Source organism: Streptomyces sp. NPDC037271 (genome assembly GCF_055603605.1).
In genome coordinates this window covers 1-22,098 of record NZ_JBVJVN010000042.1, presented here as the reverse complement: position 1 = coordinate 22,098, position 22,098 = coordinate 1, and the positions used below count along the sequence as shown (strand labels likewise).

General features: G+C 72.8%; 23 protein-coding genes. 12 read left to right on the top strand and 11 right to left on the bottom strand.

The genetic code is table 11. From position 1 onward, the window contains the following. Nucleotide 1 precedes the first annotated feature (1 nt). On the bottom strand, nt 2-1,660 hold the full coding sequence (locus tag ACZ7G3_RS35190; protein WP_470930721.1) for a catalase: 1,659 nt from the start codon (nt 1,658-1,660) through the stop codon (nt 2-4). A 200-nt stretch (nt 1,661-1,860) separates the two neighbouring features. Next, nucleotides 1,861-2,097 (bottom strand): hypothetical protein, encoded by a 237-nt coding sequence (locus ACZ7G3_RS35185; RefSeq protein WP_426600884.1) that lies wholly within the window; start codon nt 2,095-2,097, stop codon nt 1,861-1,863. A 226-nt stretch (nt 2,098-2,323) separates the two neighbouring features. Here ACZ7G3_RS35185 and ACZ7G3_RS35180 point away from each other — a divergent pair, with 226 nt between their 5' ends. From ACZ7G3_RS35180 to ACZ7G3_RS35170, 3 genes are read left to right on the top strand one after another with little or no spacing between them, the layout of a single operon-like run. Then, entirely contained in the window at nt 2,324-2,989 is a 666-nt protein-coding gene (locus ACZ7G3_RS35180; RefSeq protein ID WP_426600883.1) for a TetR/AcrR family transcriptional regulator, read from the top strand. A 10-nt stretch (nt 2,990-2,999) separates the two neighbouring features. Then, entirely contained in the window at nt 3,000-3,794 is a 795-nt protein-coding gene (locus ACZ7G3_RS35175) for an SDR family NAD(P)-dependent oxidoreductase (RefSeq protein WP_470930718.1), read from the top strand. Nucleotides 3,795-3,850: 56 nt separating this feature from the next. Then, the gene (locus ACZ7G3_RS35170) at nt 3,851-4,891 is read left to right on the top strand and encodes an NAD(P)-dependent alcohol dehydrogenase (RefSeq protein WP_470930716.1); all 1,041 of its coding nucleotides are present in this window, start codon (nt 3,851-3,853) and stop codon (nt 4,889-4,891) included. Between the two features lie 203 nt (nt 4,892-5,094). Here ACZ7G3_RS35170 and ACZ7G3_RS35165 read toward each other — a convergent pair whose 3' ends face one another. Continuing rightward, the gene (locus ACZ7G3_RS35165; RefSeq protein ID WP_470930714.1) at nt 5,095-6,627 is read right to left on the bottom strand and encodes a helix-turn-helix domain-containing protein; all 1,533 of its coding nucleotides are present in this window, start codon (nt 6,625-6,627) and stop codon (nt 5,095-5,097) included. Between the two features lie 187 nt (nt 6,628-6,814). Between ACZ7G3_RS35165 and ACZ7G3_RS35160 the strand changes: the two genes are divergently transcribed. Together ACZ7G3_RS35160 and ACZ7G3_RS35155 are read left to right on the top strand one after the other, a co-directional pair. Further along, complete coding sequence (locus tag ACZ7G3_RS35160) at nt 6,815-7,435, top strand: L-threonylcarbamoyladenylate synthase (RefSeq protein WP_426519921.1); 621 nt, start codon at nt 6,815-6,817, stop codon at nt 7,433-7,435. Nucleotides 7,436-7,716: 281 nt separating this feature from the next. Continuing rightward, on the top strand, nt 7,717-8,472 hold the full coding sequence (locus ACZ7G3_RS35155) for a dienelactone hydrolase family protein (RefSeq protein WP_470930712.1): 756 nt from the start codon (nt 7,717-7,719) through the stop codon (nt 8,470-8,472). Nucleotides 8,473-8,792: 320 nt separating this feature from the next. On the opposite strand, the gene ACZ7G3_RS35150 is transcribed toward ACZ7G3_RS35155, so the two are convergent. The 3 genes from ACZ7G3_RS35150 to ACZ7G3_RS35140 are packed head-to-tail and all read right to left on the bottom strand — an operon-like array spanning nt 8,793 to nt 12,069. Beyond that, entirely contained in the window at nt 8,793-11,162 is a 2,370-nt protein-coding gene (locus ACZ7G3_RS35150; protein WP_470930710.1) for a SpoIIE family protein phosphatase, read from the bottom strand. Nucleotides 11,163-11,194: 32 nt separating this feature from the next. After that, nucleotides 11,195-11,692 (bottom strand): peroxiredoxin, encoded by a 498-nt coding sequence (locus ACZ7G3_RS35145; RefSeq protein WP_426600875.1) that lies wholly within the window; start codon nt 11,690-11,692, stop codon nt 11,195-11,197. Beyond that, nucleotides 11,689-12,069, bottom strand: coding sequence for a DoxX family protein (locus ACZ7G3_RS35140; protein ID WP_470930707.1), 381 nt, complete (start codon nt 12,067-12,069; stop codon nt 11,689-11,691). Before ACZ7G3_RS35140 ends, ACZ7G3_RS35145 begins: the two co-directional genes overlap by 4 nt. A 205-nt stretch (nt 12,070-12,274) precedes the next feature. On the opposite strand from ACZ7G3_RS35140, the gene ligD reads away from it, so the two are divergent. The 3 genes from ligD (at nt 12,275) to hemC (ending at nt 15,186) form a co-directional block, all read left to right on the top strand. Next, entirely contained in the window at nt 12,275-13,255 is a 981-nt protein-coding gene (gene ligD, locus ACZ7G3_RS35135; protein ID WP_470930705.1) for a non-homologous end-joining DNA ligase, read from the top strand. Between the two features lie 144 nt (nt 13,256-13,399). Continuing rightward, entirely contained in the window at nt 13,400-14,176 is a 777-nt protein-coding gene (locus tag ACZ7G3_RS35130) for an NPP1 family protein (RefSeq protein ID WP_426600869.1), read from the top strand. A 74-nt stretch (nt 14,177-14,250) separates the two neighbouring features. Further along, the gene (hemC, locus tag ACZ7G3_RS35125; protein WP_470930703.1) at nt 14,251-15,186 is read left to right on the top strand and encodes a hydroxymethylbilane synthase; all 936 of its coding nucleotides are present in this window, start codon (nt 14,251-14,253) and stop codon (nt 15,184-15,186) included. A gap of 18 nt (nt 15,187-15,204) precedes the next feature. On the opposite strand, the gene ACZ7G3_RS35120 is transcribed toward hemC, so the two are convergent. Next, complete coding sequence (locus ACZ7G3_RS35120) at nt 15,205-15,729, bottom strand: hypothetical protein (protein ID WP_470930701.1); 525 nt, start codon at nt 15,727-15,729, stop codon at nt 15,205-15,207. 298 nt (nt 15,730-16,027) lie between these two features. On the opposite strand from ACZ7G3_RS35120, the gene ACZ7G3_RS35115 reads away from it, so the two are divergent. Then, nucleotides 16,028-16,822, top strand: coding sequence for a SigB/SigF/SigG family RNA polymerase sigma factor (locus ACZ7G3_RS35115; protein WP_426519903.1), 795 nt, complete (start codon nt 16,028-16,030; stop codon nt 16,820-16,822). A 21-nt stretch (nt 16,823-16,843) separates the two neighbouring features. On the opposite strand, the gene ACZ7G3_RS35110 is transcribed toward ACZ7G3_RS35115, so the two are convergent. Both ACZ7G3_RS35110 and ACZ7G3_RS35105 read right to left on the bottom strand, forming a co-directional pair. After that, entirely contained in the window at nt 16,844-17,194 is a 351-nt protein-coding gene (locus tag ACZ7G3_RS35110) for an ANTAR domain-containing protein (protein WP_470930699.1), read from the bottom strand. Nucleotides 17,195-17,196: 2 nt separating this feature from the next. Next, nucleotides 17,197-17,430, bottom strand: a complete 234-nt coding sequence (locus ACZ7G3_RS35105; protein ID WP_470930697.1) for a hypothetical protein — start codon at nt 17,428-17,430, stop codon at nt 17,197-17,199. Between ACZ7G3_RS35105 and ACZ7G3_RS35100 the strand changes: the two genes are divergently transcribed. Then, a complete protein-coding gene (locus tag ACZ7G3_RS35100; RefSeq protein ID WP_426600864.1) occupies nt 17,422-18,228 on the top strand; it encodes a VOC family protein in 807 nt (268 codons plus the stop codon). The two genes, ACZ7G3_RS35105 and ACZ7G3_RS35100, sit on opposite strands and share 9 nt — an antisense overlap. A gap of 14 nt (nt 18,229-18,242) precedes the next feature. Here ACZ7G3_RS35100 and glgX read toward each other — a convergent pair whose 3' ends face one another. After that, nucleotides 18,243-20,390, bottom strand: a complete 2,148-nt coding sequence (gene glgX, locus ACZ7G3_RS35095) for a glycogen debranching protein GlgX (protein WP_470930695.1) — start codon at nt 20,388-20,390, stop codon at nt 18,243-18,245. Next, nucleotides 20,387-20,902, bottom strand: a complete 516-nt coding sequence (locus tag ACZ7G3_RS35090; RefSeq protein WP_426600862.1) for a pep a2 — start codon at nt 20,900-20,902, stop codon at nt 20,387-20,389. Before ACZ7G3_RS35090 ends, glgX begins: the two co-directional genes overlap by 4 nt. A gap of 297 nt (nt 20,903-21,199) precedes the next feature. Between ACZ7G3_RS35090 and ACZ7G3_RS35085 the strand changes: the two genes are divergently transcribed. Next, nucleotides 21,200-21,472 carry a DUF5133 domain-containing protein gene (locus tag ACZ7G3_RS35085; protein WP_426600860.1) on the top strand — a complete coding sequence of 91 codons (273 nt, stop codon included), beginning with the start codon at nt 21,200-21,202 and terminating at the stop codon, nt 21,470-21,472. A gap of 51 nt (nt 21,473-21,523) precedes the next feature. Beyond that, nucleotides 21,524-22,098: maltotransferase domain-containing protein (locus ACZ7G3_RS35080; RefSeq protein WP_470930692.1), on the top strand; the 575-nt coding region annotated here is incomplete at its 3' end.

Genomic DNA, 22,098 nt, shown 5'->3' with positions numbered 1-22,098 from the left:
GTCAGCGCGTCACGACGTGCCGCTCGTTGGGGACGCAGTGGGTCATCGTCAGGCCCTCGACGTCGCGCGGCGGGTTCTTGCCGAGGTTGGCCAGCCGCTCGCGGTCCTCGTCGGTGAGGTCCTGGCTGGCCAGCGGCTTCAGGTGCGAGACGTCCTGCGGGCTGATGCCGAGGCCCTCGCCGACCCGCAGGCCGAGGTCGTTCTCGACCAGCAGGAAGTGCCACACCATGCGCTCCTGCACCGGGCGGTCGCACTGGGAGAGCAGATTGACGAAGTTCGCCACGAGGTCGTCGCGCTCCCACTGCTCCATCAGCAGATAGCGCTGTCCGGCCTGCAGGTAGTCGTTGGTGCGCGGGATGCGTGCGCGGGTGAGCCGCCCACGGATCTCCGGTCCCTGATCGTCGTGGGTGGGGTACTGGCCCTCGCGCAGGCCGCCGGTGATCGACGGCTCGTAGTTGACGATCGGGTTCTCGCCGCCGCCGTCCTGGTAGTAGGCCATCTGGCCGTCGCGCTGGTTGGTGCGCACGTCGGCGTGCTTGGCCTGGTTGACGGGCAGCTGGAGGTAGTTCGGGCCGACCCGGTGGCGCTGGGTGTCGCTGTAGGAGAAGGTGCGGCCCACCAGCATCTTGTCGTCGGAGAAGTCCAGTCCGTCGACGAGCACGCCGGTGCCGAAGGAGATCTGCTCGTTCTCGGCGAAGTAGTTGTCCGGCATCCGGTCCAGCACCATCCGTCCGACCGGCTTCGCCGGGAACTCCTGTTCGGGCCAGGTCTTGGTGTCGTCGAGCGGGTCGAAGTCGAGCTCCGGGTGGTCGTGGTCGTCCATCATCTGGACGAGCAGCTCCCACTCGGGGTAGTCGCCGCGGGTCACGGCGTCGTAGAGATCCTTGGTGGCGTGGCCGAGGTCGTGGGCCTGGACGTTGGCGGCGTCCTCCTCGGTCATGCTGCGGACGCCCTGCTTGGGCATCCAGTGGTACTTCACGAGCTTGGTCTCACCCGTCGCGTTGACCCACTTGTAGGTGTTGACGCCGAAGCCCTGCTGGTGGCGGTAGTCCGCCGGGATGCCGCGCGGGCTGAACAGGTTGACCAGCATGTGCATGCACTCCGGCGTCTGCGACATGAAGTCGAAGATGCGCCGGGGCTGCTGAGTGAAGGTCACGGGGTCCGGCTTGAGGGCGTGGATGACGTCCGGGAACTTGATCGCGTCGCGGATGAAGAAGACGGCGAGGTTGTTGCCGACGAGGTCCCAGTTGCCGTCCTCGGTGTAGAACTTCACCGCGAAGCCGCGGGGGTCGCGGGCCGTCTCGGCGGAGTCGCGCCCGCCGATGACGGTGGAGAACCGGACGGCGAGGTCGGTGCGCTTGCCCCGCTCCTGGAACAGCTTGGCCCGGGTGTAGCGGTCGATCGGCTCGTCGCCCCAGGCCCCGTACGCCTCGAAGTAGCCGTACGCGGTCACCCCGCGGGCGTGCACGACGCGCTCGGGGATGCGCTCGCGGTCGAAGTGGCTGATCTTCTCCAGGAACTGGTAGTTCTCCAGCGTGGCGGGGCCGCGGGCGCCGACGGTGCGCTGGTTCTGGTTGTCGTAGACGGGGTGCCCCTGCCGGTTGGTGAGCACTTTGCGGTCGTCGCCCGGGGCGGGTCCCTGGCTCGATACGTCCGTCATGTTCGTGGGCTCCTTCGACTCGTGGCCGGCTCGGACGCGGCCCTGAGCTGCGAGGCGGCCGTCGGCCGCACACATGGGCGCCCGAGTACCCCCAGTGATACGTCCGACACATACCGATTTGCATTGCTTTTCCGCATGTCATGCCGAAGGCCCGGACGCCCGGTTCACGGGGGCGTCCGGGCCCTCGCGGGCCGGTCGCGTCAGCTGCCGTTCAGTCGCGCGCGCAGCAGACCCTTGCCCAGTTCGGCGCCCTTGCGGCTGTCCGCCTGCGCCTTGCGGAACAGCTCCGCGACCTCGGTGTCCTTGTTGCGCTCGGCGTCCTGGATGTACGTCTCCAGGCGCAGCGCGTTGTTCAGACACGACTCGACGTACCAGATCAGGTTGTAGTCCTTGTCCTGCGTGCCGGTCACGCCGCCGGTCTCCGTGCCGCTGGCCATGCGGGCCTCCTCGAGGTGGTTTCGGTCCGAAGCGCGGGCCGGGTACCCGGGGCGGCACGGGACACACGGCGCCCACGGTCCGGACCCGGAACCGTCCCCCGACCGGCCCGACACTGGCCCTGACCGTGACCCTGACCCTGAGCTTGAGCTTGAGCTTTGGCCGAGTATCGATGTCCCGCTGGGTCATGTGTCCCACTGGGACATATCCAGGTGTACCCTCGGAGGCATGACGGCGACGAAGCCCTCCACCCCCACCGAGGACCGGCGGCAGCGCAAGGCGCGGCAGACCCGCGACGCGCTGGCCACCGCCGCCTGCGACCTGATCCTGGAGCGCGGGCCGGCGGCGACCACCGTCGAGGCCATCGCCGAGCGCGCGGACGTCACACGCCGCACGTTCAGCCGGCACTTCGCCGGCAAGGAGGACGCCGCCCTCGACTTCGTCCGCCGGGACGGCGACCGCATCAACGCACTGCTGCGGTCCCGCCCCGCCGACGAACCGCCCCTGCTCGCCTATCGCAGGGCCGTGCGCGACTGGCTGGCCGACCGGGACGACCCTGCCTGGCACGTCCGTCCCCGGATGCGCCGGCTGCTGGCCCTGGCCGACGGCGAGCCCGACCTGTTCGCCGCCTACCAGCGCATCCGGGTCGACGCCCAGGAGGAGTCGATCCGCATCGTCGCCGACCGGCTCGGCACGGACGAAGCCCGGGACGTGCGCCCCGCCGCCCTCGTCGACGCCGCCGCCGGAGTCCTGATCGCCGCCCTGCGCATGTGGGCACGCGGCGGCGACCGGGACTCGGGAGCCGCAGACCTCGCCGCCCTCGTGGAGCGGGCCTACGACGCCCTGACCTCGGAGGCCGCGTCCGCGACCCCCGACAGCACCACCGAAGAGTGAGAAACGCACCGTGAGCACCACCAGCACCACCACCGGCGCCGGTCCCACCGCCGACGCCGAGTTCGCCGGCCGCACCGCCCTCGTCACCGGCGCCGCCTCCGGAATCGGCCTGGCCACCGCCCGCCGCCTCGGCACATGCGGCGCGAGCGTCGTCGTCGCCGACTACAACACCGAGGGCGCCGAGAAGGCCGCGGCCGAGCTGGCGGCGGCGGGCGTCCGCGCGGCGGCCGTCGAGTTGGATGTGACCCGTCCGGAGTCCGTCGAGGCCGCCGTGAAGTCCGCCGTCGACACCTTCGGCGGCCTGGACCTCGCCGTGAACAACGCGGGCATCGGCGGCCCGAGCGCCCCGACCGGCGAGTACGACGTGGACGCCTACCACCGCGTCGTACGCACCAACCTCGACGGCGTCTTCTACTCGATGCGCTACGAACTGCCCGCCATCGAGGCAGCCGGCAAGGGCGGCGCCATCGTCAACGTCGCCTCCATCCTCGGCTCGGTCGGCTTCGCCGGCTCCCCCGCCTACGTCGCCGCCAAGCACGGCGTGGTCGGACTGACCAAGGCGGCCGCCGCCGAGTACGCGGCCAAGGGCATCCGGGTCAATGCGGTCGGTCCGGGCTTCATCGACACCCCGCTGCTGAAGACCATGGACGAGGCCGCCTACAACAGCCTGGTCGCCCTGCACCCGGCCGGCCGCCTCGGGCGCTCCGAGGAGGTCGCCGAGCTGATCGCGTTCCTGCTGTCGGACCGGGCGTCCTTCGTCGCCGGCGGCTACCACCTGGTCGACGGCGCCTACACCGCCGTCTGAGACCGGCCACACGCCAGGGGGAGAACGAACCGGGGGGAGAACAGAGGAGTCCGACCATGAAGGCACTGCAGTACCGCACCATCGGGGCGCCGCCCGAGGTGGTCACGGTCCCCGACCCGGAACCCGGCCCCGGCCAGGTGCTGTTGGAGGTGACCGCCGCCGGCGTCTGCCACTCCGACATCGCGGTGATGAGCTGGCCCGCCGAGGGCTTCCCGTACGAGCTGCCGCTCACCCTCGGCCACGAGGGCGTCGGCACGGTGGCGGCGCTGGGCGCCGGCGTGACCGGGCTGAACGAGGGCGACGCGGTCGCCGTGTACGGGCCGTGGGGCTGCGGCACCTGCGCCAAGTGCGCCGAGGGCAAGGAGAACTACTGCCTGCGCGCCGACGAGCTGGGTATCCGCCCGCCGGGACTCGGGCGGCCGGGTTCGATGGCCGAGTACCTGCTCGTCGACGACCCCCGGCACCTGGTCCCGCTGAACGGGCTCGACCCCGTCGCGGCCGTACCGCTGACGGACGCCGGGCTGACTCCGTACCACGCCATCAAGCGGTCGCTGCCCAAGCTGGTCCCCGGGTCGACCGCGGTGGTCATCGGCACCGGCGGGCTCGGACACGTCGCCATCCAGTTGCTGCGCGCGCTGACGTCCGCCCGGGTCGTCGCCCTCGACGTCAGCGAGGACAAGCTGCGTTTCGCCCGTGAGGTGGGCGCCCACGAGGCGGTGCTGTCGGACGCCGGGGCGGCGGACGCGGTGCGCGAACTCACCGGCGGTCTCGGCGCGCAGGCCGTGTTCGACTTCGTCGGGGTCGCGCCCACCGTGAAGACGGCGGGTGCCGTCGCGGCCGTCGAGGGCGACGTCACGCTGGTCGGCATCGGCGGCGGGTCGATCCCCGTCGGGTTCGGCCTGCTGCCGTTCGAGGTGTCGGTCAGCGCCCCCTACTGGGGGAGCCGCAGCGAGCTCATCGAGGTGCTGGACCTGGCCCGCGCGGGTGCCGTGTCGGTGCACACCGAGACGTACTCCCTGGACGACGCCCCGCTCGCGTACGAGCGGCTCCACGAAGGGAAGGTCAACGGCCGTGCGGTGATCCTGCCCCACGGCTGACCACCCGCCATGGGCCGGATCAGCCCCGGGACCGCTGCGCCGCCGGACGGGGCCCGCACCCCGGACGAACGGGCGGCGGACGAACGGGCGGCGGGGGCGCGACCGGTCCCCCGTTCCGGTCGTACCCCCGCGGCCCGTCGAACCTACGTGGACGGCTCGGCCGTTGTGAATCGCGTCGATGCCCGCTGCCGGGCGGGAAGGACTCACCCGTGCACAGGTGAGTCCGGATGGCCCGGTTTCGTCCCGTACAGGAGCGGCTGGTCGAGGTCGCCCGCCGCCAGATGGGCGAGCACCACCTCGTACAGGTCGCTGCCGGCGGCGAGCAGTTGGCGTTCGAGGACGGGCTCGGCGCTGCGGACGTGCTCGCGCACCGTCTGGGCGTGCACGCCGAGCGTCTGCGCGGCCCGCTCGGCGTTGCCGCCGACGGCTATCCAGGTGCGCAGCGTGCGCCGCAGGTTACGGGCGTCCGGCTCCAGGCGGCCGAGCAGGCCGTCGGCCCAGGTGCGCAGCGCGGCCCCGGCCAGCAGGTCGGTGAGGCAGGCCGCGCCGGACCGGGCGGCGCCACCGCCGACGGGATGCTCGGCGAGGCCCGCCTGGGCGTTCAGGGCGAGGTGGACGGTGGCGCGGACGGTCAGGTCGGTGAAGTCCGTGCGCAGCAGTGACTCGACCCGGTCCATGCGGGCGCGGACCGTGTTGCGGCTGACGCCGAGGATCTTCGCCGTGTTGACGGCGGTGAACTCCAGGCCGAGCCGGGTCGTGGCGAGCAGTTCGGCGCGGGTGTGGTGCGGCAGGGCGTCGAGCGGGCTCAGCAGGCGGGCCGTCCAGGCGTGCAGCGCCGCCGGGTCCATCAGGCGCTCGGGGCGGGTCCGCTCCGCGTACACGGCGGCCTTGTCCGGGCGGAACCGGGCTACCGCCAGCGCGCTCACCGCCTGTCCGTACGCGGTGGCGGTGCGCGCGAGGCTCTGCCGTGCGCTGCCGCCGAGGAAGACACCGGGGAGGCGGCCGACGAGCGAACGCAGCTCCTGACCGGCCGTCTCCCCGGGCGTGAGGACGATCACGTGACCGTCCATGGCCGGGCACCGCACGACGAGCGCCCGTTCCCCCGTCGCCGACAGGCATTCCTCGGCGAGGTCGTCCCGCTCCTCGGCGCGGCTCTCGACGACGTAGACGCACGCCTCCTCGGTGTCGAGCAGGCCCGGCCAGAGTCCGGCGGCCACGCGGCGGGCGGAGACGGTGTCCTCCACCATCAGCAGTTGCAGGATGGCCAGGCGCAGGTCGGAGGTGGCCCGCCGCAGCCGGTGTCCGGCCGCGGTCGATTCGTGGCCGGCCAGCAGCAGCTCCACCACCTGGGCGGTGTGCGTGACGATGTCGGAGACCCGCCGGTCGAAAGGGGCCTCGCGCGCCACCGCGAGAACGGCGGCCGGCGCCGGATGGACCCGCTCCACACGGACGAGCCGCAGGTGGCGGCCCCGGTCCTCCAGAGCGGCGGAAGCGATCCGGCCGGAGGTGATGTCGGCGACCAGGTCCTCGTCCAGCTGTGTGCGGGTGCCCGCCAGCAGGCGGCCGGTGCCGTCCCGCAGCGACACGGCCGCGTGCGCGGCCGAGGCGAGCCAGGTCACGACCCTGCGCACGTCGCGTCCGGCCGGCCGCAGGTGGTCGAGCAGTTCCGCCGCCCAGTCCGCGTGCTCACCGGCCCCGGTCGTCCACTGCCGTGTCCCGTCCTCTCGGCCCGCCACGTCGGCCTTCTCCTCGTCCTCGCTCGCTCCCGGCCCAGGCCGGGGACGTTACCGCATGGCCGGGCACACGCGGCACTTCGGACGGGCACCGCCGTGCGGACGGGCACCGCCGTGCGGACGCGCGCCGGACCCGGGCCGCCGACCAGGCCTGTCGGTCCGTCCGTCCGAGCGGGCATAAGCTCGGTGAATGGCGAAGTACTTCGACGTGCACCCCGACAACCCCCAACCGCGCACCATCGCCCAGGTCGCCGACAGTGTCCGCTCGGGGGCGCTGATCGCGTACCCGACGGACTCCTGCTACGCGCTGGGCTGCCGACTGGGCAGCCGCGACGGGATCGACCGCATCCGGTCGATCCGGCAACTGGACAACCGGCACCACTTCACGCTGGTGTGCCAGGACTTCGCGCAGCTCGGCCAGTTCGTACAGATCGACAACGACGTGTTCCGGGCGATCAAGGCGTCGACCCCGGGCAGCTACACCTTCATCCTCCCGGCGACGAGGGAGGTGCCGCGCATGCTCCAGCATCCGAAGAAGAAGACCGTGGGCGTGCGCATCCCCGACCACGTCGTCACCCAGGCCCTGCTGGCCGAGCTCGGTGAACCGCTGCTGTCCAGCACCCTGCTGCTGCCCGGCGAGGAGGAGCCGATGACCCAGGGCTGGGAGATCAAGGACCGGCTCGACCACGTGGTGGACGCGGTGATCGACTCCGGTGACTGCGGCACCGAGCCGACCACGGTCGTCGACTTCTCCGGCGGTGAGGCGGAGATCGTGCGGCGGGGCGCCGGAGACACGACCCGGTTCGACTGACTTCCGGGTTCGACTGGCTTCCGGGTTCGACCGGCTTCCGCTCCCCGCCCCGACGGGCGGGGACTCCTGCCCCGGTCGGCCGATCCGTCCCGGTGGGTTCCTGCGGTGCCGGCGACGTCGACCGCCGTGTGGTGCCGGCGGGCGGTGCGACCGCGCCCGGGGTCCACGACGCTCCCGGGCAGGGCGTGCCACGATGACCATGATCCGCCGGTGCCGCGGGCGGGGCTCCCCCCGCGGCACGACGATCGCCCACCGAGTCGCCACAGAGAGGCAGCCCCGCCATGACCGCCGTACAGGGAACCGCTGTCGACATCCCCACCGAGGACGGCACCGCCGACGCCTACCTGGCGCACCCCGCCGACGGGAGTCCACGTCCCGCGGTCCTGCTCTACATGGACGCCTTCGGGCTGCGCCCCCAGCTGAGGAGCATGGCCGACCGGCTGGCCGGCGCCGGCTACGCCGTACTGGTGCCGAACGTCTTCTACCGGCACGGGCGGGCGCCGGTCGCGGAGCTGCCCGAGTTCATCGATCCGGGGGCGCGTCCGGACATCTTCCAGCGCCTCGGCCCGATCATGCGCTCGCTGACGCCCGACCGGGCGATGCGGGACGCCGGTGCCTACCTCCGCTGGCTGGCGGACGCACCGGCGGCGGCCGACGGCCCGGTCGCGCTGACCGGCTACTGCATGGGCGCCGGGCTCGCCCTGCGCACGGCCGGCACGTATCCGGACCGGGTCGCCGCGGCGGCCGGCTTCCACGGCGGGAACCTGGCGACCGAGGGACCGCAGAGCCCGCACCTGGTGGCCGGACACATCACCGCCGAGCTGTACTTCGGCCACGCCGACCACGACGGGTCCATGCCGCCCCCACAGCAGGAGCGCCTGGCGGCGGCCCTGGCCGCGGCCGGCGTCCGGCACCGCTGCGAGGTGTACGACGGCGCCCCGCACGGTTACACGCAGGCCGACACCGCGGCGTACGACCCGGAGGCGACGGAGCGGCACTGGGAGGCGCTGCTCGACCTCTTGAAGCGGACGTTCTGATACCGGAACCGGCCCCACGGCCCCACCGGCCCCGACGGCCCCGCCGACCCCACTCACCGGCGAGCATCACGCCCTGCCTGGTCCGCGGGTGGTCGAGGTGGGCGTTGTCGCTCGGGGCGAGGTGGGTGGTGGCCCGGTTGTCCCAGCAGGCGGCACAGGCCCCGGCCGGACGACCGGCGGCGGGGCCCGTGGGCACGGCGCCCCGGACCCACGGCGTGCCCGTTCCGCACGGACCGGCCGCACGCTCGCGCGCGTCGCCGCGAAGGCCCTCCAGAGGTCTGCGGGCAGAAGCCGCCGGAGGCCTGCCGGCGGAGGCGCCGCTAGAGGTCTGCGGGCAGAGGCCGCCAGGGGTCTGCCGGCAGGGGCTGTTCGGCCCAGATGGTCTTGCCGGTGCCCGTCTGCCGGCTGCCCCAGCGCTCGGTGAGCTGGGCGACCAGCAGCAGGCCCCGGCCGCCCTCGTCGTAGGCGTTGGCGCGGCGCAGGTGCGGTGAGGTGGCGCTGCCGTCGGAGACCTCACAGATGAGGGCGCTGTCGCGGATGAGGCGCAGGCGGATGGGCGGCTCGCCGTACCGGATCGCGTTGGTGACGAGCTCGCTGACGACCAGCTCGGTGACGAACGCCCCCTCATCCAGTCCCCACTGCGTCAGCTGCTCGATGACGGACCTCCGGGTGGCGGCCACGTGCGCCGGGTCCGGGAGGACGTCCCAGGTGCGTATCCGGTCCGTGCCCAGCGCCCGGGTGCGCACCAGCAGCAGCGCCACGTCGTCACTGGGCTCCTCCGGCATCACCGCCTTGAGCACGGTGTCGCACAGGGCGTCTAGGGAGTTCGCGGGCGCGGTCAGCGCACGGCACAGTTCCGCGGTGGCGTGGTCGACGTCGCGGTCGCGGTCCTCGACGAGGCCGTCCGTGTACAGGGCGACGACGGAACCCTCGGGCAGTTCCACCTCGGTCGCCTCGAACGGCAGCCCGCCGACACCGAGCGGCGGCCCGGCGGCCAGGGGGACGAGCCGCGTGGTGCCGTCGGGCAGGACGACGGCCGGCGCGGGGTGCCCGGCCGACGCCAGGGCCAGTCGGCGGGAGGTGGGGTCGTAGACGGCGTAGAGGCAGGTGGCGCCCAGTTCCGCGGCCTCGTCGTCCGAGTCGCCGGCCGCCAGGTGGCCGACCAGGTCGTCGAGGTGGGTGAGGAGCTCGTCGGGGGGCAGGTCGACGTCGGCCAGGGTGCGGACGGCCGTGCACAGGCGGCCCATCGTCGCCGTGGACGGGATGCCGTGGCCGACGACGTCACCGACGACGAGCGCGACGCGGCTGCCGGACAGCGGGATCACGTCGTACCAGTCGCCGCCGATGCCGGCCGCCGACACGGACGGCAGATACCGGTGGGCCACCTCGACCGCCGCCTGCCCGGGCAGGCCCTTGGGCAGCAGGCTGCGCTGGAGGGTCAGGGCGGTGGAACGCTCGCGGGCGAAGCGGCGGGCGTTGTCGATGCAGACCGCGGCCCGGCTGGCGAGTTCCTCGAGGAGGGCGGTGTCGTCGGGGACGTGCGGTGGCTGGGGCGCGGCGCGGGCGGCCACCGCGACGCCCAGGGTGGTGCCCCGGGCCATCAGCGGCACCGCCAGGGCCGAGCGGACCCGCTCCCGGTAGGAGCGGTTGTGCGGGGCCTGCTCGTTGCGGACCCGCATCCACCGGTCGAAGTCCGGGTCGCCCGGACCGGTGAGCACCGCCCGCCCCTCTCTCAGTGCTCGCGCGGGCGCCGAGTACGGGGGGTACGTGTCGATCTCGCCCAGGTGCACGGAGGCCCGGGGGAAGCCCTCGGTGGTGGTGCCGTGCGCGACCCGCCGCAGTGCGACGGCCTCGGCCGGCACCGCGAACGGCTCCTCCGCGCCCAGGACCCAGTCGAGCAGGTCGACGCTGGCGAAGTCGGCGAGAGACGGGACGAGGAACTCGATCAGTTCCTCGGCGGTGCGCACGACGTCCAGGCTGGTGCCGATACCGGCCGCGGCCTCGTTCAGCAGGGCCAGCCGCTGCCGCGCCCGGTGCTGTTCGGTGCTCTCGAAACCCGCCACGGCGACGGCGGCCACCTCGTCGGACGCGTCCCGGACCGGCCACATCTCTATGGTCCAGGCGTGCTCGCCGAGCCGGGAGGAGGCGGGGGTGGAGGTCTCGTAGCGCGCGGGCCGGCCGGTGTCGACGACCTCCCGCAGGTGCCGCATGAATCCCGACCCGTTGGCGTCGACCTCCTCCATGATCTCCGGCAGCCGCCGTCCGATCAGGTCCTTCGCGGGCAGCCCCAGCATCCGGCGCGCCGTGTCGTTGACCCGGAGGTAGCGCTGCCGGGTGTCGTGGACGGACATCGACACGGACGCCTGCTGGAAGGTCTCCCCGGTCAGCCGGAGCGTCCGCTCGGCGGAGGGCTCGACGGTCACCGCGTACCCGTCCGGTGTGCCGGCCGCCCCCAGCAGCGGGGCGCCGCGCAGGCGGAGGGTCACGGTGGAGCCGTCGCGGTGGCGGAGCAGGGCGGTGCCCGCGAGCCCGGACAGGGCGGCGGGCGGCACGTCCCGGGCGAGCAGCTCCCGTGCGTCCCGCCCGACGACCTCCTCGGCCGGATAGCCGGTCAGCCGCCGGGCGCCCTCGCTCCACCCAGTCACCGTGCCGTGGGCGTCCAGGGCCGCCACAGCGGAGGCATGCTCCATAGCGTCCAGGATTGACCCTTTGTGGTCCGGTTTCAACCGCGGCGGAACCGGCGGGCACGGCCCTGTCCACGGTGGGCACGCAGCGCGGCGAGGGCGCGGTCGGCGTGCGTGTTCATCCTCAGCTCGCTCCGGACGACCTCGAGCAGGGTGCGGTCCTGCCCGATGACGAAGGTGACCCGTCTGGTGGGGGCCGGGCCGAACCCCCGCTTCACCCCGAACAGCTCGCGGACCGCTCCGTCGGCGTCCGACAGCAGCGGCATGCCGAGCGTGTGGCGCCCGGCGAACTCCTGCTGCCGTTCGACGGGGTCCCCGCTGACGCCGACGGGGCGGGCGCCGGCCGCGGCGAACTCGGCGGCGAGGTCGCGGAAGTGGCAGGCCTCCGCGGTGCAGCCCGGGGTCAGGGCGGCGGGATAGAAGAACAGCACGACGGGCCCGTCGGCGAGCAGCTCGGACAGGCGGCGCGGCGCGCCGGTCTCGTCCGGCAGCACGAAGTCCTCGACCGTGTCGCCCACCGCCGGGGAGCGGCTCACGACCGGCCCTCGCTGCCCTTGGCGACGCCCCGGGCCCACAGCACGAGCGGCACCTGCAGGGGCAGCCGGCCGTAGGCGGCGGCCTTCTGCGGTGCGGGGCGGTGCCGCTGGTCCACGGCCATCTTGACGTTGGCGGGGAACACCCCGACGAAGAAGGCGGCCGTGGTCAGCGCGGCCGCCCTGCGGGTGCGTGGCAGCGCGATGCCCGCGGCGAGCGCGAGTTCGGCGACGCCACTGGCGTACGTCCACGTCCGGGGCGTGCCCGGCAGGCCGCGCGGCACGATCGCGTCGAAGGTGCGGGGGCGGGCGAAGTGGGCGACGCCCGCGGTGGCCAGCAGGCCGGCGAGCAGCAGGGGTGAGCGTTCGGACCGGGACACGGTTCCTCCTCTGGGGGCCTGCCGCGCGATATTACTCGGACGTAACAGCGGATCCGGCGCGGACCGTCTCCGCCCGCTGACGGCAGCGGCGCCGGCCCCGCGCCGGGACCGGCGCCGCACCGGGACCGTGCCCGGACCGGCGCCGTTCAGGCGAACCTGGCGGACAACGCGCGTGACGGCGCGCGGGCGCGTCGAGGACTGACCCGTGGAGCTGCCGCTGATCCCTCCCATGCTCGCCACCCCCGGTTCCCTGCCGCCCGCCGCGCAGGACGCGCGCTGGGCCTACGAGACCAAGCAGGACGGCCAGCGCGTGGTGGCCTACCTGCCCGGCGACGGCAGTGTGCGGCTGCGTGCCCGCTCGGGACAGGACATCACGGCCGCCTACCCCGAACTGGCGCCGCTCGGCGCCGCGCTCGGCTCCACCGCCGCCGTACTGGACGGGGAGGTGCTGGCCCTGGACGAACGGGGCCGCGCCGACTTCCAGTTGCTGCAGTCCCGCATGGGCCTGGCCCACGCCCCGGACCGGGCGGCGCGGCGGGCGGTGCGGGTCCCCGTCCACCTGGTGCTGTTCGACGCCCTGCACCTGGCGGGCGAGTCCCTCCTCCGCCTCCCCTACACCCTGCGCCGCGACCGGCTGACGGACCTCGGCCTCGGCGGGCCGTCCTGGTCGACCCCGGCCGCGCTGGTCGGCCACGGCGAGCAGGCCCTGCGGGCCACCCGCGAGCACGGCCTGGAGGGCCTGGTGTGCAAGCGGCTCGACTCGGTGTACGAGCCGGGCGTCCGCTCCCGGGCCTGGATCAAGATCCGCAACATGCGCAGCGAGGACGTCGTGGTCGGCGGCTGGCTGCCCGGCAAGGGAGGGCTCACGGGCCTGCCCGGCGCCGTCCTGGTCGGCCAGCGCGCCGCGGGCCGGCTGCGCTACGTCGGCGGGGTCGGCACCGGCTGGAGCGCGGCCGAGCGCACCGAGCTGGCCGCGCTGCTGCGTACCGCCGCGACGGACGTGTGCCCCTTCGACCCCGTGCCGCCGGTGCCGGGGGCGCACTGGGTCGTCCCCCGGCTGGTCGGCGAGGTCCGCTACAGCACCCGCACCCGGGAGGGCATGCTGCGCCAGCCGTCCTGGCTCAGGCTCCGTCCGGACCTCGCACCCGAGGAGTCGGCCGCCGACATTCCGGACGACATGGTGTGACCGTGTGACGCGGTGTCAAGTATTGGGCTGCCCTTCACCGCGGGGACGCCCGTGACCCCTTGGCGCGGGAGTGAAAAGACGGGAGGCTGAACTCCCCTTCCCCCCACAGCCGTTGGGCTGCGCCCGGATACAGAGGAGGACGCGATGCCGTCGCGTACCGCCCCCGCCCGCCGCAAGAGATGGCTCGCCGCACCGCTCGGTGCCCTGGCCCTCGTCGTCGCCTTCCCATCCACCGCCTTCGCCGCTCCGCCCCCGGGACTGCCCGGCAACGCGGACAGCCTGGAGCGCGCGTACCAGCCCGCCTACGACTACGACGGCGACGGCTGCTACCCGACACCGGCCATCGGCGCCGACGGAGCGGTCAACGGCGGACTCAAGCCGACCGGCGCCCTGAACGGCAACTGCCGGGACGCCTCCGACCTGGACAACACCAACGGCTACTCGCGCACCAAGTGCGACAACGGCTGGTGCGCCTACATGTACGGCCTCTACTTCGAGAAGGACCAGGCGCTGCCCGGCAGCAGCCTCGGCGGCCACCGGCACGACTGGGAGCACGTCGTGGTGTGGGTGCGGGACGGCAGCGTCCAGTACGTCTCGACCTCCAACCACGGCTCGTTCAGCGTGCACGCGAGGTCGGCGGTCCGCTTCGAGGGCACCCACCCGAAGATCGTCTACCACAAGGACGGCATCAGCACCCACTGCTTCCGCCTGGCGACCTCGGGCGACGAACCGCCGGAGAACCACAAGGGCGGCTGGCAGTACCCGACCCTGGTCGGCTGGAACGGCTATCCGGCCGGCCTGCGCGAGAAGCTGAGCTCCTACGACTTCGGCAGCGCCAACTTCGGCCTGAAGGACGGCAGCTTCGCCTCCCACCTGACGGCCGCCAAGCCCTCCGGCATCTCCTTCGACCCGAACGCCTGACGGGCGCGGCCGGCGGGGGGCCGGTCGGGCGAAGCGCGGGACCCGGGCGGCCCCGGGAGCACTATCGTGTCCCCATGTCCGCCCCCGAACTGATCCGCATCGTCTCCCGCGACTCCCCCATGGCCCTCGCTCAGGTCGAGCGCGTCCGGGCCGAGTTGGCGGCGCTCCACCCCGGCGTGCGCACCGAGGTCGTGCCGGTGAGGACCACCGGCGACAAGTGGCTCGGCGACCTGTCCCAGGTGGAGGGCAAGGGCGCGTTCACCAAGGAGGTCGACGCCGCGCTGCTGTCGGGCGAGGCCGATCTCGCGGTGCACTGCGTCAAGGACGTGCCCGCCGACCGGCCGCTTCCGGCGGGCACGGTGTTCGCCGCGTTCCTGGAGCGGGACGACATCCGCGACGCCCTCGTCCACCCGGGCGGGCTCACCCTGGACGAGCTGCCGGCCGGGACCCGCGTCGGCACCTCCTCGGTGCGCCGCGTCGCCCAGCTGGCCGCCACCCACCCGCACCTGACGTGCGTGCCGTTCCGGGGCAACGCCAACCGGCGGCTGGCGAAGCTGGCCGCGGGCGAGGCCGACGCCCTGCTCCTCGCGGTCTCCGGCCTGGAGCGCATCGGACGCCGTGACGTGATCAGCGAGATCCTCTCCCCCGAGACGATGATGCCGCCGATCGGCGCGGGCATCCTCGCCCTGCAGTGCCGGGAGGGCGACTCCGCGCTCATCGACGCGGTCAGCGGTCTCGGTCATCCCGCAACGCACCGGGAGGCGACGGCGGAGCGCATGTTCCTGCACGTCCTGCAGGGACACTGCAACAGCCCGATCGCCGGGTACGCCCGGGTGGACCGGAGCGGGGAACTCTCCCTGCGGGCCTGCGTCTTCACCCCGGACGGCAAGACGCGGCTGAACGCCCACGAATGGGCCGGCCGACTCGACCCGGCGACCCTCGGCACGTCGGTCGCCGTGGCGCTGCTGCGTCAGGGCGCCCGCGAGATCATCGACGGCATCGCGCACTGAGGACCGCCCGCCCGAGGATCAGGCGGAGCCCTCCTCCGCCTGGCCGCGCAGGAAGGCGCTCACCTGGTGTGCCAGGCCGTCCTCCCGCGCCGTGACGGACAGGGGCCCGGTGGCCCCGTCGGGCAACCCGAGGCCGCCGGTCCACAGCCGGCGGTCGGCCCACTCCTCGTCCACCCGCAACTGCACCTGGACGTCCACCTGGCCAAGGCCCGCCTCCGGGCCCGCCGCGTAGAGCACGGCGGTGGCACGGCGCAGCGGGTAGACGTCGAAGCCCTCGATGAACTGGGAGTTGCGCCAGTCGAGGAAGGCGCCCTCACCGTCGGGGCCGATCCGTACGTCGATCTGGCCGTCCTCCAGGTGGATGCCGAGGTGCCGGCCGCCCCGGTTCTCGACGGTCACCCGGACACGGACGTACGTCAGTCCCTCGGCGGCGTCGTCGCGTCCACGCGGCGGCTCGGCCGGCTCAAGGCCGTGGACGCGGACCCGCAGGCCGGGGTGCTCGTCGTACTCCTGCCAGTCCCCGACCACGTTCGGCTCGTACACGGTGCCCCTCTCGACCTCTCGACGCTGCTTCCTATCTGTGCGCTCAGTGCACTGTCAAATGAGCGGAATGCGCCGTGGCCAGGGACTTCGCCCTTTTTGCTCGGCGATCAAGCGTTACGCAGGGACGATCCGCCACCGCCCCCGCCGGACGATCACCCAGAGCGTGCCACACATCACGTTCCGCGGCGCCCCCGTCTCACTCACCGGTCCGCATCCGTTCGGGTGGCCGTTCGGGACATTCGCGCTCAGTATCCATATATATGAGGATTTGCCAGCCCCCCTGCTGAGGGAGGTGCGCATGACGCGTATCGCCGGCAGAACCAAGCCGCACCCCCACGACGACGCCCCCGACACGGCCGCGGCGTTCGACCGGCTCGTCGGGCTGCCCGAGGGACCGGAGCGCAAGGCGCTGCGGGACGAACTGATCCAGGTCTGGCTGCCCATGGCGGAGCGGATCGCGGTCCGCTTCCGCGGACGCGGCGAGAACCTGGAGGACCTGTACCAGGTCGCGGCCCTCGGACTGGTCAAGGCCGTCGACCACTACGACCCGCGACGCGGCCACGCCTTCGAGGCGTACGCGGTACCCACCGTGACCGGGGAGATCAAGCGGCACTTCCGCGACCACATGTGGACGCTGCACGTGCCGCGCCGGATCCAGGACCTGCGCAACCGGGTGCGCAGGTCCGCGAAGGAGCTGGCGCAGACGACACCGGGCCGTGCCCCCACGATCGAGGAGATCGCCGAGCACGCGCAGCTGACCACGGTCGAGGTCCGTACCGGCATGGAGGCCCTGGAGTGCTTCTCCGCCCTCTCGCTGGAGGCGGAGATGCCCGGCACCGACGGGTACGCCCTCGGGGACGCGCTCGGCGGCCCGGATCCGGCCTTCGACGCGGTCGTGGACCGGGTGGCCGTCCGGCCCTGTCTGGAGGCACTGCCCGAGCGCGAGCGCACCATCCTCTATCTGCGGTTCTTCGGCGGGATGACACAGAGCCGCATCGCGCAGCAGCTGGGCATCTCCCAGATGCACGTCTCCCGGCTGCTCAGCGGCTGCTTCGACCGGATCCGCGAGGAGATCCTCGCGGAGGTCCGGTGAAGCGGCGGCAGCGCTCCGGACTCAGCGCTCCGGCGGGGCGCCGGGGATCTGGGTGGGGCCGTGGCGGTCCAGGGAGTCCTCGAGGGCGGCCCGGATCTCCGGCGGCATCACTCCGGTGCGCCCCCAGATGAGTATCATTTCTGCCACGTTGCGCAGTTTTATGTTCGTATGCTGGGAAACTTCCTTCAGTACGATCCAGCCCTGGTCCGGTGTCACCCTGCCGAGGGCGACGGTCATCCCGATCGCCTGGTCGACGACCGCGTGCGAGACGACCGCCTCCTTCAGCTGCCGGACCTGCTCCTGCAGCTGGAAGATCTGCTCCGAGCCGGTCTGGTCCGAGCCGGTCTGGTCCGAGCCCCAGTCCGTGGGCATGGTCACCTCCGGATCCGGCGGGTCACCGCCGCCTGTGCCGCGCGGTACCGCTCCGACGCCTCCATCGTCGCCACCTGTGCCTCCTTGCGCCACTGGGCCGTACGGGGCGTGTCCGCCACCGTTTCGGCGCCGCGGCGGGGGTACTCGGCAGGCGCCCGCCGCACTCCCGGCCGGACACTGGTGTGGAGCCGGTGACTGCCGGTGGACGAGATCAGGACGCGACTGCCATGAACCACGACATGTCCCTTTCCGCCGGCGGGGAGAGCCTGCTGTCCCCGCACTCCGTCTACGGGGCCCCCTGCTGGGTGAGCCTGACCAGCCGCGATCTGAAGGCCACCGAGGAGTTCTACTCCGCCGTGCTGGGCTGGCAGTGGCGGCCCGCCAAACTGGGCGAGCCCTTCCGCATCGCCCTGGCCGACGGGTCGCCGGTCGCCGGGATCGCCGCGGTCGCCGGAATGTGGCAGATGGCCGTGGCGTGGATGCCGTACTTCGCCGTGCGCAGCGCCGACGAGGCCGCGTCGCGCGTGCAGGAGCGCGGCGGCACGACCGCCGTCGGGCCGATCTCCCTCCCGCCCGGACGGGCGGCCCTGCTGGCCGACCGGGACGGTGCGACCTTCGGGATCTGGGAGGGCGAACTCTTCTCGGACTGGGAGACCTGGCGCGCCTCGCGCCCCGCCTTCATCCGGCTGCACACCCGTGACGCCTTCGACGCCGCCATCTTCTACGGCGAGATCTTCGACTGGGCGTCGGGGCCCAGCGGCTGCTGCGAGGTCCAGTACGAGGGCGACGAGGTGGTCCTGCGCAACCAGGGGGACGTGGTGGCGCGCATCGAGTCGGGCGCCCTCGAAGCGGCGCCCGACCCGGCCGTCCGGCCGCACTGGCAGGTCCACTTCGCGGTCGAGGACGTCGCGGCCTGCGCCCGCACCGCCGAGCGGCACGGCGGCAGCGTGCTGTCGCTGAGCGGTGACGAAGCCGTACTCCGGGACGCCGACGGCGCGCAGTTCACGGTGACCGCGCGCCGCCTCGGCAGCTGATCCCACGCCGGTGCTCACCCGCCGGTGCGGGACGGCCGGGAGAGCAGCAGCAGACTGCGTTGCTCGACGGTCAGGACGGTGCCCGCCTTGTGCTCCGCCTCGTCGGGAACGCCCTCCGGGTCGGCGGTGTCGATCAGGGTCGTCCAGCGCTCGCCGTAGGTGGCGTCGGGCAGCCGGAAGTCCGCCGGCTCCCAGTGGCTGTTGAGCAGCAGCAGGAAGGAGTCGTCCGTGACGGGCCGGCCGCACGGGTCGGGTTCGGCGATGGCGTCGCCGTTGAGGAAGACGCCGACGGCGTGTGCGTCGGAGCGCTGCCAGTCGTCGTCGGTCATCTCCCGCGCGTCGGGCAGCAGCCACACCAGGTCGGGCAGCGGCTGGTCCGCGTGGGTGAGGGTCTCGCCGCGGAAGTAGCGGCGCCGGCGCAGGACGGGGTGGCCGGCCCGCAGCGCGATGACGCGGCGGGTGAAGTCCAGCAGCGCGCGCTGCTCCCCGTTCAGCCGCCAGTCGACCCAGGAGATCTCGTTGTCCTGGCAGTAGGCGTTGTTGTTTCCGCGCTGGGTGCGGCCCAGTTCGTCGCCGTGGCAGAGCATCGGGATGCCCTGCGAGAGCAGGAGCGTGGCGAGGAAGTTGCGCTGCTGGCGGCCGCGCAGTTCCCGGACGGCCGGGTCCTTCGTCTCGCCCTCGGCGCCGCAGTTCCAGGAGCGGTTGTGACTCTCGCCGTCCCGGTTGCCCTCGCCGTTGGCCTCGTTGTGCTTGTCGTTGTAGGAGACGAGGTCGCGCAGGGTGAACCCGTCGTGCGCGGTCACGAAGTTGACGCTGGCGCGGGGGCGGCGCCGGCTGTGCTGGTACAGGTCGGAGGAGCCGGTCAGCCGGGAGGCGAACTCGCCGAGCGTGTGCTCCTCGCCGCGCCAGAAGTCCCGTACCGCGTCCCGGTACATGCCGTTCCACTCCGACCACAGCTGCGGGAAGTTGCCCACCTGGTAGCCGCCCTCGCCGACGTCCCAGGGCTCGGCGATCAGTTTGACGCGGCTGATCACCGGGTCCTGCTGGATGAGGTCGAAGAACGCCGACAGCCGGTCCACCTCGTGGAACTGCCGGGCCAGGGTGGCCGCGAGGTCGAAGCGGAAGCCGTCGACGTGCATCTCGGTGACCCAGTACCGCAGCGAGTCCATGATCAGCTGGAGTACGTAGGGATGCCGCATCAGGAGGCTGTTGCCGGTGCCGGTGGTGTCGTAGTAGTGCTGCCAGTCGCCGTCCACCAGGCGGTAGTACGAGGCGTTGTCGATGCCGCGGAAGGAGAGGGTGGGGCCCTTCTCGTTGCCCTCGGCGGTGTGGTTGTAGACCACGTCGAGGATCACTTCGAGGCCGGCCTCGTGCAGGGTCTTGACCATCGACTTGAACTCGGTGACCTGCTGCCCGCGGGTGCCGAGGGCGGCGTAGCCGTTGTGGGGCGCGAAGAAGCCGATGGTGTTGTAGCCCCAGTAGTTGGACAGGCCCCGGTCCTCGAGCACCCCGTCGTGCACGAACTGGTGCACCGGCATCAGCTCCACGGCGGTCACTCCGAGGGACGTCAGGTGGTCCACGACCGCCGGGTGCGCCAGCCCGGCGTAGGTGCCGCGCAGTTCCTCGGGCACGTCGGGGTGGGTGCGGCTGAGCCCGCGGACGTGGGCCTCGTAGATCACGCTCTCCGAGTACGGGCGTCTGGGCGGGCGGTCGTCCCCCCAGTCGAAGAACGGGTCGGTGACCACGCCGAGCATGGTGTGCCCGGCGCTGTCGCCCGGGTCGGCCCTGCCCTTGGCCCGCTCGAAGAGGGACGGGTGGTTGTCGACCGTCCCGTCCACGGCCCGCGTGTACGGGTCCAGGAGCAGCTTCGCCGGGTTGCACCGGTGGCCCACGGCGGGGGCCCACGGACCGTGGACCCGGTAGCCGTAGCGCTGCCCCGGGCCGACGCCGGGCAGGTAGCAGTGCCAGACGAAGCCGTCGACCTCGGGCAGCGGGACGGCGCTGTGGGTGCCGTCGTCGTCGACGAGGACGAGCTCCACTCGTTCGGCGACCTCGCTGAACAGCGCGAAGTTGGTGCCCTGCCCGTCGTAGACGGCCCCCAGGGGGCAGGGGTGCCCGCTCCACACGGGCGACCCCTTCCAGTTCGGCCTGGCGCGGGTCACCGGGCCTCCTCCAGAACGCCGTTGCCCGTACTCGCCGGGCCGGCCAGCCGGGCGACCGGCATGATCTCTCGCGGCACTTCCAGCCCCTCCTGGGTGATCGGTTCCGGCGCCGTCGCGACCAGCGGAACGCGTTCGCCCGCCCGGGCGCGCTGCGAGAACCAGATGACCTTGGCCCCCGTGTCGGTGGCGCAGCAGCCCCAGCCGTCGCTGGTGGCCGCGAGGTGCTGCAGGCAGGTGCGAAGGTCCTGGTCGGGACGGAGCGCGTGGTCGTTGCCCCCCACGGCCGTGATGAGGTGCTGGTGGTTCCACCACATCTCGATCGACGTGTTCTTGTCGCTCGCGTGCTCGTCGATGGCCCGGAGCAGCATCTCGGCGCCCGAGCAGACGGGTTCGACGAGGTTCTCCAGGTTCCAGAACCGGAGGTGAGCGGCCAGGATGCGCCTGACCTGTCCGACCCGTTCCGGGCTCACTTCCACGTCGAGGTGGTAGTAGCAGGGCACTGCGGTCTTCATCGTCGTGGCTCCTCACCGCGAAGGCTCTCGCTCCTCCTCGCCCCTTGGGGGACGAGCTCCCCGAACACGAAGCGTGAGCACCGATCGCTTCTGAGTCACTCCAGAGTGGGAGCGGTAGTCCATTCGTGCAACACGAGCGGCGGACGCACCGGAACCGGCCGGAGCCGACCGGAACCCGTCCGGATCCCGGCACGGAAAACAGTTGAAGATCCAACAAGACGGCGCGTCACCAGCCGTGCACCATGTGTGAAGAACTCGATCGTCCGTACCCCCGGACCGTCCGGAAGGTGACCGGCCATGCTGCTTCCCGCGAAGAGCGAAGTCGCCCGGCAGCTGCGGCGTTACCGCGCCTGGGAACGCTCGATGCTCGCGTCCCCGGCGGACGTCGGCGTCCGGTCCACCTTCGAGGACTCCGGTTACACCCTGTGCGTGCTGATGGGGAAGCGGTGCGCCCGCGAGGCAGCGGATGCCGCGGAACGGTATCTGCGGACGAACCTGGTCACCCATGCGCAGGAACAGGAGGACCGGCTCTCATCGTCGGGGCGGAAGACCCCCTCCGGCGCGGCTTGACCCGAACGGCCGGGCGGCGCCCGGCCACGAGCACGGCGGAGGTGAGAACGGATGAGTACGACCGTGGGGATCGGACGTATCCCGGTGCGGGACGTCCACCCGGTGGTGGAGCACGGCAGGCGCCCGGCGAAGGCAGTGGTGGGAGAGACGTTCGAGGTCACCGCCTCCGTGTTCCGCGAGGGACACGACGCGGTGGCCGCCAACGTCGTGCTGAAGGACCCCGAGGGCCGGCCGGGCCCGTGGACGCCCATGCGGGAGCTGAGCCCGGGCAGCGACCGCTGGGGCGCCGAGGTCACCCCGGGCTCCCCGGGCGACTGGACCTACCGGGTGGAGGCGTGGAGCGACCCCGTGACCACCTGGCAGCGTCACGCGCGGATCAAGGTGCCGGCCGGCATCGACACCGGCCTGGTGCTGGAGGAGGGCGCCGAGCTGTACCGGCGGGCCGCGGCGGGGGTGCCGAAGGACGCCGGGCGCGATGTGGTGCTGGCCGCGGTGACGGCCCTGCTCGACGACACGCTGCCGGTGGCCACCCGGCTGGCGGCGGCGCTGACGCCCCGGGTGGACGCGGTGCTGGCCCGGCACCCGCTGCGGGACCTGGTCACCACCTCCGACCCGCTGCCCCTGCT

Excerpts from the sequence above, each read along its gene's own strand:
- ACZ7G3_RS35155 (WP_470930712.1), top strand. The coding sequence starts at position 7,717 with ATGACCGCCGTACAGGGAACCGCTGTCGACATCCCCACCGAGGACGGC.
- ACZ7G3_RS35110 (WP_470930699.1), bottom strand. The coding sequence starts at position 17,194 with ATGCCCACGGACTGGGGCTCGGACCAGACCGGCTCGGACCAGACCGGC.
- ACZ7G3_RS35170 (WP_470930716.1), top strand. The coding sequence starts at position 3,851 with ATGAAGGCACTGCAGTACCGCACCATCGGGGCGCCGCCCGAGGTGGTC.
- ACZ7G3_RS35130 (WP_426600869.1), top strand. The coding sequence starts at position 13,400 with ATGCCGTCGCGTACCGCCCCCGCCCGCCGCAAGAGATGGCTCGCCGCA.
- ACZ7G3_RS35190 (WP_470930721.1), bottom strand. The coding sequence starts at position 1,660 with ATGACGGACGTATCGAGCCAGGGACCCGCCCCGGGCGACGACCGCAAA.
- ACZ7G3_RS35185 (WP_426600884.1), bottom strand. The coding sequence starts at position 2,097 with ATGGCCAGCGGCACGGAGACCGGCGGCGTGACCGGCACGCAGGACAAG.
- ACZ7G3_RS35100 (WP_426600864.1), top strand. The coding sequence starts at position 17,422 with ATGAACCACGACATGTCCCTTTCCGCCGGCGGGGAGAGCCTGCTGTCC.
- ACZ7G3_RS35085 (WP_426600860.1), top strand. The coding sequence starts at position 21,200 with ATGCTGCTTCCCGCGAAGAGCGAAGTCGCCCGGCAGCTGCGGCGTTAC.
- ACZ7G3_RS35160 (WP_426519921.1), top strand. The coding sequence starts at position 6,815 with ATGGCGAAGTACTTCGACGTGCACCCCGACAACCCCCAACCGCGCACC.
- ACZ7G3_RS35090 (WP_426600862.1), bottom strand. The coding sequence starts at position 20,902 with ATGAAGACCGCAGTGCCCTGCTACTACCACCTCGACGTGGAAGTGAGC.
- hemC (WP_470930703.1), top strand. The coding sequence starts at position 14,251 with ATGTCCGCCCCCGAACTGATCCGCATCGTCTCCCGCGACTCCCCCATG.
- ACZ7G3_RS35180 (WP_426600883.1), top strand. The coding sequence starts at position 2,324 with ATGACGGCGACGAAGCCCTCCACCCCCACCGAGGACCGGCGGCAGCGC.
- ACZ7G3_RS35150 (WP_470930710.1), bottom strand. The coding sequence starts at position 11,162 with ATGGAGCATGCCTCCGCTGTGGCGGCCCTGGACGCCCACGGCACGGTG.
- ACZ7G3_RS35115 (WP_426519903.1), top strand. The coding sequence starts at position 16,028 with ATGACGCGTATCGCCGGCAGAACCAAGCCGCACCCCCACGACGACGCC.